General features: G+C 39.4%; 10 protein-coding genes, 1 tRNA gene and 2 pseudogenes. 6 read left to right on the top strand and 7 right to left on the bottom strand.

Going from position 1 to position 13,308, the window contains the following annotated elements; translation table 11 throughout:
- A pseudogene (locus DK858_RS12770) lies at nucleotides 1–102 on the top strand (RNA-guided endonuclease InsQ/TnpB family protein); the annotation flags it as partial.
- A 39-nt stretch (nucleotides 103–141) separates the two neighbouring features.
- Here the strand turns inward: DK858_RS12770 and rhuM are convergent.
- From rhuM to DK858_RS12785, 3 genes and pseudogenes are all read right to left on the bottom strand, one after another.
- Nucleotides 142–725 (bottom strand): annotated as a pseudogene (gene rhuM / locus DK858_RS12775) (RhuM family protein); the annotation flags it as partial.
- A gap of 471 nt (nucleotides 726–1,196) precedes the next feature.
- A complete protein-coding gene (locus DK858_RS12780; RefSeq protein WP_036914279.1) occupies nucleotides 1,197–1,646 on the bottom strand; it encodes an IrmA family protein in 450 nt (149 codons plus the stop codon).
- A gap of 378 nt (nucleotides 1,647–2,024) precedes the next feature.
- Nucleotides 2,025–2,119, bottom strand: a tRNA-Sec gene (locus DK858_RS12785).
- A 242-nt stretch (nucleotides 2,120–2,361) separates the two neighbouring features.
- On the opposite strand from DK858_RS12785, the gene prlC reads away from it, so the two are divergent.
- The gene (gene prlC / locus DK858_RS12790) at nucleotides 2,362–4,404 is read left to right on the top strand and encodes an oligopeptidase A (RefSeq protein WP_109397745.1); all 2,043 of its coding nucleotides are present in this window, start codon (nucleotides 2,362–2,364) and stop codon (nucleotides 4,402–4,404) included.
- 3 nt (nucleotides 4,405–4,407) lie between these two features.
- Nucleotides 4,408–5,154, top strand: coding sequence for a 16S rRNA (guanine(1516)-N(2))-methyltransferase RsmJ (gene rsmJ, locus DK858_RS12795; protein WP_109397746.1), 747 nt, complete (start codon nucleotides 4,408–4,410; stop codon nucleotides 5,152–5,154).
- A 74-nt stretch (nucleotides 5,155–5,228) separates the two neighbouring features.
- Here rsmJ and DK858_RS12800 read toward each other — a convergent pair whose 3' ends face one another.
- The 3 genes from DK858_RS12800 to uspA form a co-directional block, all read right to left on the bottom strand.
- A complete protein-coding gene (locus DK858_RS12800) occupies nucleotides 5,229–5,978 on the bottom strand; it encodes an SDR family oxidoreductase (protein WP_109397747.1) in 750 nt (249 codons plus the stop codon).
- 151 nt (nucleotides 5,979–6,129) lie between these two features.
- Entirely contained in the window at nucleotides 6,130–7,470 is a 1,341-nt protein-coding gene (gene gdhA / locus DK858_RS12805; RefSeq protein WP_109397748.1) for an NADP-specific glutamate dehydrogenase, read from the bottom strand.
- 256 nt (nucleotides 7,471–7,726) lie between these two features.
- Nucleotides 7,727–8,158, bottom strand: coding sequence for a universal stress protein UspA (gene uspA, locus DK858_RS12810; protein ID WP_023583131.1), 432 nt, complete (start codon nucleotides 8,156–8,158; stop codon nucleotides 7,727–7,729).
- Nucleotides 8,159–8,562: 404 nt separating this feature from the next.
- On the opposite strand from uspA, the gene uspB reads away from it, so the two are divergent.
- Nucleotides 8,563–8,895: a universal stress protein UspB gene (uspB, locus tag DK858_RS12815; RefSeq protein WP_006534411.1), complete on the top strand. Its 333-nt coding sequence runs from the start codon at nucleotides 8,563–8,565 to the stop codon at nucleotides 8,893–8,895.
- Between the two features lie 66 nt (nucleotides 8,896–8,961).
- Here the strand turns inward: uspB and pitA are convergent, their stop codons facing one another.
- Complete coding sequence (gene pitA / locus DK858_RS12820) at nucleotides 8,962–10,461, bottom strand: inorganic phosphate transporter PitA (protein WP_109397749.1); 1,500 nt, start codon at nucleotides 10,459–10,461, stop codon at nucleotides 8,962–8,964.
- Between the two features lie 309 nt (nucleotides 10,462–10,770).
- Between pitA and DK858_RS12825 the strand changes: the two genes are divergently transcribed.
- The gene (locus tag DK858_RS12825; protein WP_109397750.1) at nucleotides 10,771–11,985 is read left to right on the top strand and encodes a BaiN/RdsA family NAD(P)/FAD-dependent oxidoreductase; all 1,215 of its coding nucleotides are present in this window, start codon (nucleotides 10,771–10,773) and stop codon (nucleotides 11,983–11,985) included.
- A gap of 603 nt (nucleotides 11,986–12,588) precedes the next feature.
- Nucleotides 12,589–13,290, top strand: coding sequence for a pirin family protein (locus DK858_RS12830; RefSeq protein WP_109397751.1), 702 nt, complete (start codon nucleotides 12,589–12,591; stop codon nucleotides 13,288–13,290).
- Nucleotides 13,291–13,308 lie beyond the last annotated feature (18 nt).

Below are 13,308 nucleotides of genomic sequence, written 5' to 3' on the forward strand. Positions count from 1 at the left end.
AACATCGAACGCAAGGGCATACTGGAATTACAAGCGGCGGGACTCGTCGTTTCTGCCCATGGAGGCCAGCGTAAATCCGTCGCACAGACGGTTGCGGTCTAAGAAGTGGGAAGCCTCGCCCGACAGGGCGGGGAGCAGTCACATGGTTTGGAAGAAACGATTGGTTTCTTTATTGGAAGGTTCGTAGTCCGCTGCCATGGTGAATATCTCTTTCACCCGTAAATATACTCGCCTCTCACTAGCGCGAATATCCCGGATGCGTTCGAGCATCTCATCAAAGTAATCTAGCACGACTGATTGGCCGATAGGCGGGTTATTCAGACGCTCATCATCCATCACAAACCCTTTGACCAGATACTGCTCCAGAGTTTGCGTTGCCCACTGACGAAACTGTGTACCACGAACAGAACGGACACGGTAGCCAATCGCGAGGATCATTGAGAGGTTGTAATGCAGCGTGTTGCGATTAACCTGCCGATTACCTTCTTGTCGAACTTGTAAGAAAGACTTACAAGTTGAATTTTGTACAAGCTCACCCTCTTCGTAAACAGCTTTAACATGTTGAGTTATTGCCTGAGGTGTTACCTGATAAAAATTGGCAATTTCAGCCTAAGATAACCACAGCGTATCCGACTCAAAACGGCATTCGACGCGAGTGTCTGTCCACCTTCACTTCGAAACAAAACAAATTCGCCCGGTGGTACTTCAGGAAGATTATCACTCATCAAATTACCTCCGCTCTGTGCGCTATAAATAAACAATGAATAACAATATATCATGTTTAATAAAAAGATAAGGACATCTGTAAATAGTAAGAAACCACATTATTTTATGAAATAACAATATGCTACATATCTTAAGATTAGCTGTAATTAAATTGGAGTAGATAGCAATGAGTGGGATCACTGGAGTCGAATTTAATGGATAATGGTATTAAATGAGTTTACTGAGTTGGATAAATAGCAGTGCCCCCATTAATGCCTATCCTTATTTAAGGATAGTGCTGAATTGATTAATTGAACTCACAACACCAAGCGGACACGAACAATGAAATAAAACACACAATTAAGATAATTACTAACTCAGCACTAACTTCATAATTTATAAAAAATAAAATTAACTTCACATATAACGATTAACTTTATAAAGTTATTATTGTGCTAGCAAACCACCAGCACAATAATAAACAGAAAGTGTTATTTAGAGCCACTCACAGACATCTTGGCAAGCTCTGGGTTCATTGGCTCAAAAATACTGAGTGGTAATTGGACTTTACGACCGTTTTTATCTTCAACGACCTTAATCACTTTAAACTCTCCGATATCGTTACACAGTACTTCTAAAGATGCTGTAATTGAACGGTTAGCCCCCATCTCACCAAAAGGTTCAACTTCAAGCACTTCATTACCGATAACACTTCCTTTTTTATCTTTCATCTGCAAAGTCATTTCTAAAGCGCCAAATCCTGCATTATCAAGTGACATATGACTGCCACCATTATCTAATGAGAATTCATAACTACAATAACCTTGGTTAAGAAAACTTTCTTTAGTGTGAGTAATACTGGCGTACCTATCTTCTGTTGCTGATGCAGACATACTTACTGATAACAATCCCAAGATGAGACAACCCGTTATTTTCTTCACTATTCACTCCCTATTTTGTTATAAAACCGATGAACTTTATAATAGACGATTTATTAATTCACTTTTACTCCACTTTGCCCTCTATCGATTTCTTTCCATTTAGGGCAATTTAAGCCAGAAAATCTTTAAGGAAAGATGTCCTTCCAAAGGTATTATCCGTATTGAGTTCTTGATTCGCCTACTCTTTTTTTCTATTTCTCTGAGATCACCACCAGCAGTGAGTATCTTCTTTGCTTGGTTTCGCAGATCACTCGCTTCAGCAAGTACCACTAAAACAAGTGTAGGGTGAGTCGGGTTGACATCAGGAGAGCATAAATTATCTTACTAACTAATATTTAAGGGATTATTTGAGTTTTGTGGAAGTACATTGAACTTGAGTGGCGGAAGATCACAGGAGTCGAACCTGCCAAGGACCGCTGGCGGCCCCATCTGGATTTGAAGTCCAGCCGCCCCACCGGGGACGATGATCTTCCATTTTTAAATATGGTCAAAAGGAAATAACGGAATGATTATACGCTGAATTATTTTTAATCCCAAGTGCATCAAATCAATAAAACCTCTTTCAAATAAAATAATCCCGTTTTTGAGTAAAACTTCGGATAATTACCGCGATACTATTGAACTTATACAGTTTCATCCTCATCTTACTATCTATAACGAATAAACTCAGTGGTGTATTTTACGTCACTGCAAACCCAAATACAGGATGTTTTTTATGTCAAATCCATTACTTAGCACAACGGGATTGCCTGCATTTTCCCTTATCAAACCAGAACATGTTGTTCCTGCACTAAAAGAAGTTTTAACTACCTATCGCCAAACCGTCGAAAAATTACTGGCTGATAACACGCAATTTACCTGGGATAACCTTTGCCAACCCTTAGCAGAAGCTGGCGATAAACTTTCTCGTGTTTGGTCCCCCGTTAGCCATTTAAATTCTGTTAAAAACTGTGCTGAACTACGTGAAGCGTATGAGCAAAGTTTACCGTTGCTATCTGAATTCAGTACATGGATGGGACAGCATGAAGGCTTATATCAAGCTTATAAATCAATTAAAGAAAGTGCTGATTTTAATGCGTTAACTCAACCACAGAAAAAAGCGATTGAAAACGCATTACGTGACTTTGAATTATCAGGTATCGGTTTACCTAAAGAGAAACAACAGCGTTTTGGTGAAATTAGCGCGCGTATGTCTGAATTAAGCGCTAAATATGGAAATAACGTATTAGATGCCACAATGGGTTGGTCTAAATTAATTACTGATGTAGACGATCTATCTGGTATGCCACAAAGTGCGATTGATGCTGCAAAAGCTATCGCGCAAGCCAAAGGGCAAGACGGCTATCTGTTAACACTTGATATGCCTAGCTATCTCCCTGTGATGACCTATGCGGATAATCGTGAACTAAGAAAAGAGATGAGTATCGCTTATAGCACGCGTGCATCAGATCAAGGTCCAAATGCAGGTCAGTGGGATAACAGTGAAATAATGGCGGAAATCCTCGCATTACGTCACGAACTCGCCCAACTACTTGGTTTTAAAAATTACGCTGAAAAATCACTTGCCACTAAAATGGCGGAGTCTCCAAAACAAGTCCTTGATTTTTTAACTGATTTAGCACAACGCGCTCACCCACAAGGTAAAGAAGAGTTGGCTGAGTTAACTCAATTTGCAAAAGAGCACTATGGTGTTGATAAATTAGAGTCTTGGGATCTGGCTTATTACAGCGAAAAACAGAAACAACACCTGTTCTCAATCGATGATGAGCAATTACGTCCTTACTTCCCTGAACAGCGTGCTTTAAGTGGTTTATTTGAAGTTGTTCATCGTATCTATGGTTTAACAGCCAAAGAACGTAACGACATCGACACTTGGCATGATGATGTCCGTTTCTTTGAGCTTTATGATGAAAGTAACACTTTACGTGGTAGTTTCTATCTTGATTTATATGCTCGCGAACACAAACGTGGTGGCGCTTGGATGGATGATTGCATAGGAAGAATGCGTCATGCTGATGGCAAGCTACAAAACCCCGTTGCTTATCTCACCTGTAACTTCAATAAGCCGGTAGGCGATAAACCAGCACTCTTTACTCATAATGAAGTCACCACACTGTTCCATGAGTTTGGGCATGGCTTGCATCATATGTTAACGCAAATTGATACTGCTGATGTTGCCGGTATTAATGGCGTACCTTGGGATGCAGTTGAATTACCAAGCCAATTTATGGAAAACTGGTGTTGGGAGCCAGAAGCATTAGCCTTTATTTCTGGTCATTATGAAACTGGCGAGCCATTACCACAGGCAATGCTTGATAATATGCTTAAAGCAAAAAATTATCAGTCCGCTATGTTTGTATTACGCCAATTAGAATTTGGTTTGTTTGATTTCCGTTTACATGCAGAGTACGACCCAACGAAGGGAGCTCGTATAATGGAAACCTTAAACAGTGTGAAAGAACAAGTTTCTGTTGTTCCTTCAACACCTTGGGCGCGTTTCCCTCATGCCTTTAGCCATATCTTTGCAGGTGGGTATGCAGCCGGTTATTACAGCTATTTATGGGCAGATGTACTGGCAGCTGATGCCTTCTCTCGCTTCTCTGAAGAAGGCATTTTTAACCGCGAAACGGGCCAATCATTCCTTGATAATATTTTAACTCGTGGTGGTTCAGAAGAACCAATGGAGCTATTCAAGCGCTTCCGTGGTCGTGAACCGAAACTTGATGCTATGCTTAAAGGCTACGGCATTAAAGGATGATATGTGAATATCTGTTTACTTTGTGAAGAAGGCGCTGATAACAGCGCCTTATCTGATTTAGCGCAACGTTGGGGACTAGTTCACGACGAAACGCAAATCATGGCTTTAGTATTAACACCGACTCACCTTGAATTACGCAAACAAGATGAACCTAAATTAGGTGGCATCTATGTGGATTTCGTAGAAGGCACAATGGCACATCGTCGTAAATTTGGTGGAGGTCGAGGTGAGGCGGTAGCAAAAGCGGTTGGGATCAAAAAAGACTATCTACCTGATGTTGTTGATGCGACAGCAGGACTTGGTCGAGATGCATTTGTATTAGCGTCTATTGGTTGCAAAGTCAGAATGGTAGAGCGCCACCCAGTCGTTGCTGCATTACTTGAAGACGGCCTAAAGCGTGCTTATCTTGATGCTGATATTGGTGAATGGATGCAAGAGAGAATGACGTTAATTCATGCCTCTTCAGCCCAAGCACTCACTGAGATCACCCCCCCTCCTGATGTTGTTTATCTTGATCCTATGTATCCACATAAGGCGAAAAGTGCATTAGTAAAAAAAGAGATGCGAGTATTTCAGTCTTTAGTGGGTGCTGATGAAGATGCAGATGCGCTATTAGAACCCGCAATGACTTTGGCGAAAAAACGTGTCGTTGTAAAAAGACCCGACTACGCAGAACCATTAAATAATCAGACTGCACATGCCAATGTAACAACCAAAAATCACCGCTTTGATATTTATCCTTGTGTTTAAGGTTATCCTTTTATTATAAAGGGGCTATAAAAGCCCCTTTATTACACCACCACAGCTTTTCTTCTATTTTCTGATTATTGAATACTATACCCACCATCAATAACAAGATTATGACCATTTATCATATCTGAAGCATTACTCGCTAAAAAGACAGCGGCTGCGGCAATCTCTTCTGGTTCTGCAAAGCGTTTAGCTGGAATTTGAGCTTTCATCTTTTCACCTTTCTCTCCTTCCCAAGCCTGCTTTCCTAAATCGGTCATCACAATAGTGGGAGATATTGCATTGATTTGTAAACCTTTAGGTGCCCATTCTGACGCTAACACTTTGGTCATACCGATAACACCCGCTTTAGTAGCACAATAAGCAATATGTTCGGGCAAAGCTATCACACCTGCTTGAGAGGCCAAATTGATAATCTTCCCTTGCCCTTGTTGTAACATATATTTTCCCACTTCTTGGCATAACAAAAATGTCCCCGTTAAATTGACTGATAACGTTTTATTCCAGTCCTCAACAGAAAGTGATCCCGCAGGCGCTAACGCGACAATACCTGCGCAATTCACCAAAATATCAATATGGCCAAATTCTTCAAATACGGAATAAACCGCACGATGTACAGACTCTTCATTTGTGACATCACATTGAATACCAACTGCACTATTTAATTGCTGAGCAACTTGCTCAACTTTCTCGGATCTATCTAATAACGCGACTTTTGCCCCTTTCTGAATAAACATCTTAGCAATAGATAATCCAATTCCAGCGGCTCCACCAGTAATAACAGCGACTTTATTTGGTAGAGTAAAATCGATCTGCATTGCCATAAATTTCTCCTACAAAAATAATCACTTTATAAAGTGCCTCTTTTTTAAGGATAGCAGATGAAAAATTTGAAAAAGATAAGATAGGTAAACGAGGGTAGCAGATTCAAGGGGATCTGACGGGTGTTAAACACCCGTTCAGAATAGATAAAATTTATAGTACGCCTTGAGCCAACATTGCATCCGCGACTTTAACAAAGCCTGCAATGTTCGCGCCTTGAATATAATTAGTCTGCTTACCTTCACCACCGTAGTTCACACAAGCATGGTGAATATCTAACATAATGTGATGTAAGCGAGCATCGACTTTCTCCGCTTTCCAGCTTAAACGTGCTGCATTCTGTGCCATCTCTAAACCAGAGGTTGCAACACCACCGGCATTAGCCGCTTTACCTGGTGCAAAAAGAACACCTGCTTCAATAAAGGCATCAGTTGCTGCGATTGTTGTTGGCATATTTGCACCTTCAGCAACCGCCTTCACACCATTTTTGATAAGCACTTTAGCTGCTTCTAAATCTAACTCATTTTGTGTTGCACAAGGCAAAGCAATATCAACAGGAACTGCCCAAGGTTGTTGACCTTCAAGATATGTTAAGCCAAATTCTTTTGCATACTCTTCAACACGACCGTAATTATTTTTAATTTCAGTGAGTCGAGCGAGTTTTTCAGTCGTAAATCCAGCTTCATCAACCACAGTACCACCTGAATCTGATGCAGTTATTACCTTAGCACCTAATTCTAAACATTTTTCGATAGTGAACTGTGCAACATTACCTGCACCAGAAACCGCCACACGCATTCCCTCAAGAGACATACCATGACGTTTAAGCATTGCATCAGTAAAGTAAACTAAACCGTACCCTGTGGCTTCTGGACGGATTAAACTGCCACCGAATGAAAGGCCTTTACCTGTAAATACACATTCATTACTATTAGACAGCTTTTTCATCATACCGGCCATAAAACCAACTTCTCGAGCCCCTACACCAATATCACCCGCAGGAACATCAGTATTGGCGCCTAAATGGCGATAAAGTTCAGTCATCAGTGCCTGACAAAAACGCATCACTTCCCCATGACTTTTACCTTTAGGATTAAAATCAGAACCACCTTTGGCTCCCCCCATCGGCAATGTAGTTAATGCATTTTTAAATGTTTGCTCAAAACCTAAGAATTTTAGGATGGAAAGATTGACTGATGGATGAAAACGCATACCACCTTTGTAAGGTCCAATGGCTGAGTTAAATTGGATGCGCCATGCACGGTTAACTTGTACTTGCCCTTTGTCATCTAACCAACAGACGCGAAACTGAATAATTCGTTCAGGCTCAACTAAACGCTCAAGTAATGATTGTTCACGATATTGTGGGTTTTTCTCTAAAAAAGGCCACAAAGTGGTAAAAACTTCACGAACCGCCTGATGATACTCAGGTTGATGAGCGTTATATTTTTCTACCCCTTCTAAAAACGAAGATAATGAGCCAGATATATTCATTCAACTATTCCTTTTTTGTGTAATGTGATGATGACATAACCTCATTTATTCGGAATATTTTTGGGTTTTTGTGAGGTTGATATTGTTTTGCTTCTTGAATATATCATTAAAATGTATTCACACTTCAAGACATTTTTTTCATAATTAGACAAATAAAAAAGGTTGACTCAGTTTAACTGTCGGAAAAATAGGAATTTTAGGCAAAAAAATACCTGCATAAGCAGGCATTTTTTTTGCTTAAACAAGCAATCGATTATTATTCATCATCTTTAAGAGGAACAATTAGCATATCAACATGCACAGTATTAATTAGTTGGCGTGCCGATGACATCAATTTGCTCCAGAAGTCTTGGTGATGACCACAAACGACTAAATCCATATCGTATTTTTTAATCGCATCAACCAGAACTTGACCTAAATCACCGCTACCGCTCAGGGTTTCTTGAATTTCATAACCCGATTTATCAGAAAGGTCTTTTAACGCGTTACGGGTTTCATCAGTAATACGTTGTTGCATATCACCGAGGTTGACATCAATTAGACCGGTATAAAGATCAGAGTAGTTAACATCAACGTGAATTAAGGAAACTTTGGCATTATAGGGTTTTGCCATAGATACAGCTTTCTGTACTAAGACGTTACTCTCAGGGGATAAATCAACTGCCACTAGAATATGCTTATAAGCCATCGTGAACTCCTTCCATAAGCTGATTAATCGGTTGGAAAGGCGGTTAAGCCTAAATCCTATGTATTAAATATAACGTTTTAAGATGAAAGTTAGATGTCGTCTTGATCACAACTTATGTCAAATCATCAAGAAAGCATCTATCGATAAATAACAATATACACCATTTTAGATTAGCACGATGTCATTCACCGACAATATCATCATAATAATGAGAATTGAGTATAAAAAACAACAAAAACACCCTTTTAGAGTTATTTTTTATTTTTTTTTCTGAAAAAGGAAACAACTTGAAAAAGTCACTTTTGTTTATTGCTTAATTTCACCTAAACTTAAATTAGAGAAAAAGTAACCTTTATTGGTAAAGATTTTCTCATCTCAGAATCTATTATTCTAGGGAGGGGATTATGTTTAATGTCATTGTTGTCTTTTGGGCGCTATGTATTCTTTGCCTGATTAATATGATGCGTTATTTTTCATCTATTCGGGTATTACTCACAATACTGCGTCAATCTGATCCTTTGCTATACCAATCAGTGGATGGCAATGGATTTTTTACTATGCATGGACAATTTTCAAAGCAGTTACGGCTGATCCGCTATATCAACCAACGCCAATACATCAATCATCATAATCCTGAAGTTATTATGCGTTGCGAACGAATTTATCGGCAATTTTATCTTGTTAGTCGTTTTTGTATTTTGGCTGTCGCAAGTTTAATTGCGATGCTTTTCTGGTAGAGACAAAAACAAAAAACGGTGACTAAAAGTCACCGTTTATAAACAAACTTGGGTAATTTGCTACTATTAGCTATTCACAATAAATGTAAGTGATATCCAATAAAGTAAGCCTGATAAACCAATGCTAACAGGTAATGTTAAGATCCAAGCCAGCGCAATGTTTTTCACTGTCTTAGTTTGAACACCACCACCATCAACAATCATCGTACCTGCAACTGCAGATGACAGAACTTGAGTTGTTGATACAGGCATACCCGTATAACTTGCTACACCAATGGAAACTGCGGCTGTTACTTGAGCAGAAACCCCTTGTGCGTAAGTCATACCTTTTTTACCAATTTTCTCACCAATTGTTACTGCAACGCGTTTCCAACCTACCATTGTCCCGATAGAGAGCGCTAATGCCACTGCGATAATGATCCAAATCGGAGCATATTCCACCGTGTTTAGCAGGTCACGACTCAATGTTTTTAAGAACCGTGCATCTTGGGCGCTAGTTTCTGGTAATTTAGCCACTTCTGTTGCGGTATCAGCGATACACATAAGTAATCGACGCATTTGAGCACGCTGGTCTGCTGTTAGCTCGTCATAAGAGCTAATATTTGCAAGCATCTGTTCTGTTTGATTCAGAACAATTGGCGTTCTTGCGCTATTACAGTGAAAATCTGTATCACTAGCATCAGCTTGTGCTGGTACTACTGGTGTATTATCAATAGCATGCTGTAGCGCTGGCTGATGTTTCTCATAATATTGTTGTAAGTGTACAACTGCATCATGAGTTTTGGTGATATCGTATCCGCTCGCACTCATATTGACGACAAAGCCCGCAGGCGCTACGCCAATTAATACCAGCATGATAAGACCGATACCTTTCTGCCCATCATTTGCACCATGAGAGAAACTCACCCCAACTGCTGATAAAATCAGTGCAGTACGGGTCCAAAATGGCGGCTTACGCTTACCATCTTGCTTCTCACGTTCAGCTGGTGTCAGGTGAATACGACGACGTTTTTTCGTACCACTCCAGTAACGGCGCAGTAAGAAAATCATCGCGCCTGCAATAACCAAGCCGATAATTGGAGAAAGAATGAGTGACAGGAAGATACTGATCATTTTAGGTACGTTTAACGCATCAACGATAGACGAATCTGTCACGATAGCATTTGTTAAACCAATACCAATGATAGCACCTATCAGCGTATGTGAACTTGATGCTGGGATACCAAAATACCATGTACCTAAGTTCCAGATAATGGCAGCTAACAGCAACGAGAAGACCATGGCGAGGCCATGAGCTGAGCTCACATTCAGCAGAAGATCTGTCGGTAACAAGTGAACAATAGCATAAGCTACGCTCAATCCTCCGAGCAAAACTCCAAGAAAGTTAAATACACCCGCCATCACGACCGCAAATTGCGCACGCATAGCACGAGTATAGATAACTGTTGCTACCGCATTTGCGGTATCATGGAAGCCGTTAATAGCTTCATAAAATAGCACAAATAGCAGTGCTAAAACTAACATTAAACCTGTATGAAATTCTAGGTCAGTAAACAAATGTAGCATAGACGTTAAGCCAGTTAGTTGGACATGAACGCGGCGCATTATCAGCGACAAATGCGAACGGTGGAAGCGAAATTTAACCTTTTTTTGATTTGATAACCAACAAAATCAGAGTCTTTTTAAGATAATTCCTTATATATCATCCAATTAATAAAAATAAAAAAAAAGTAAATTTCTGACAAATTTTTTCCTTGCTAATACGAATTTAGGTGAAAAATACAGATTTCTCCATATAATTTTACAAAAACATGCTGATCTTACGCGAAAATCATTGATTAAGTAGTCAGTAAAAACTAAGAACGAGGCATCATTGTGGGATCATACGATACAGTAATTATAGGTGCAGGTGCCGCGGGGCTTTTTTGTGCATCTTTAGCAGGACAAGCAGGATTATCTGTTTTAGTCCTCGATAATGGCAAAAAAGCAGGCCGTAAAATTCTAATGTCAGGTGGCGGACGCTGTAATTTCACCAATATGTATATCGAACCATCAGCGTATTTATCAGAGAACCCTCATTTCTGTAAGTCAGCGCTTGCTCGCTATACACAATGGGATTTTATTGAATTAGTGCAAAAACATAACATCGCCTATCATGAAAAAACGTTAGGACAGCTATTTTGTGATGATTCAGCACAACAAATTGTTGATTTATTACTCACTGAATGTCAAAAAGGGAAAGTAAGTGTTCGCTTACGTAGTGAGGTTACGCAAATCGAGAAAACAGATGTAGGCTTTACTATTTTTGTTGATGGAAAAACAATCACAACATCTTCAGTCGTTATTGCCAGTGGTGGTCTTTCAATGCCCGGTTTAGGTGCAACTCCTTTTGGCTATAAAGTTGCAGAGCAATTTGGGCTTTCTGTTTTACCAACACGCGCAGGATTAGTTCCTTTTACATTGCATAAACCCCAACTTGAACAATTAAGCCAACTATCTGGCGTAGCTATATCTGCTATTGTGACGGCAAAAAATGGAACGAGTTTTAAAGAAAACATTCTTTTTACGCATCGTGGCCTTTCTGGTCCTGCTATTTTGCAAATCTCTAGTTATTGGCAGCCAGGTGAGTATGTAAGTATTAACTTACTTCCAAATATTGATCTTGAAAACCTTCTACAAGAAAAACGTCAAGAACATCCGAATCAATTATTAAAAAATACGCTTTCTCGCTTATTACCAAAGCGGTTTATTGAGATAATGATAGAAAATCAACAGTTACCCGATGTTTCTCTGACTCAACTTAGTAATGAACGTATTACGCAAGTTGCAACGTTACTACAAGAATGGCAAGTTCAGCCCAATGGTACTGAGGGGTATCGCACCGCAGAAGTCACACTAGGTGGCGTAGATACTCGTGCCCTTTCCTCTAAAACAATGGAAGCCACGAAAGTCAAAGGACTCTATTTTATTGGAGAAGTCGTTGATGTGACGGGTTGGTTAGGTGGATATAATTTCCAGTGGGCATGGAGCTCAGCTTATGCCTGTGCACAGAGTCTTATTTCAACACCAAAATCGACTTTTGTTGAGTAATAATAAATAAATGTGTAAATAGTAAAGTTATAAATATCGGTTTTGTAATTTTATAAACTTATACGTCATATATAATGAAAACCTGCCATCATCAATCAGTGATGGCTTTTTCTTCTGGTATTTCTCGATAACGACTCAAAATGCCTTATACCCCTTCTTTCTCTCTGGTTTTATGCCATGTTTTCTCTTCTTTTTTCTATAAATGACCCCATAAAGAATGTTGTTAACTATTTGGTTATATTGATATTTTAAAAAATTATTAAAATAAAATAACTCGTTAATCAGTGAGTTAAGACTTTTTTGGCTCTTTTTTCTAATTTGATTAAAAAAAAGACTTTACAAATGATACTGAGAACTATTATCATTAATATCACTTTCAGATGCACCTCCTTCAGGGTCATATGAAAGAACGACATTGCTCACATTGCTTCCAGTGTTTTACTTTAGCCAGCCGGGTGCTGGCTTTTTCTTTTCTAGAACTTATTCGATGTTTTTATTTTCTCTTATTCAAATTATTTGGATCCTCAGGTTAAATTCCTCCGCTTTTTTACTTTGCGCTATTGAGTAAACTGTGTTCAACAACTTCAGAGAAGGAAACACATTATGATTTATCTACGCAAAGCAAATGAAAGAGGACACGCTAATCATGGTTGGCTAGATAGTTGGCATACCTTCTCTTTCGCAAATTATTACGACCGTGATTTTATGGGATTTTCTGCACTACGCGTTATTAATGAAGATCGCGTAATACCCGGTGAAGGTTTCGGTACTCACCCTCATAAAGACATGGAAATTTTAACCTATGTGCTTGAAGGTAATATTGAGCATAAAGACAGCATGGGTAACAAAGAAAATGTTCCCGCAGGTGAGTTTCAAATAATGAGTGCAGGTACAGGTATTACTCACTCAGAATATAATCCAAACAATGATAAAGGACTGCATTTTTACCAAATTTGGATTATGCCAAACACCGTCGGTATCACACCACGTTACGATCAACGCCGTTTTGATACGACAGTAAGCAAGCAGCTTATTTTATCGCCTGATGCTCGTGATGGCTCTTTAAAAGTCTTCCAAGATATGACGTTATGGCGCTGGAACCTTAAAAAAGGTGAAAAAGCACAATATCAAGCCGAAACAGGTCGTCATGTTTGGCTACAAGTTGTGAAAGGCAAGATAGCGATTAATGACATTATTGCGACCACCAGTGATGGAATAGCAATTGCGAATGAGGATATGATCCATTTCGTTGGTGATGAAGATAGTGAAATTTTACTGTTTGATTTACCTCCAGTAACAGCATAGTTGGGTTATCACCCTCTA

The organism is Proteus faecis, from assembly GCF_003144395.1.
In the GTDB taxonomy this organism is placed as follows: Bacteria; Pseudomonadota; Gammaproteobacteria; order Enterobacterales; family Enterobacteriaceae; genus Proteus; species Proteus faecis.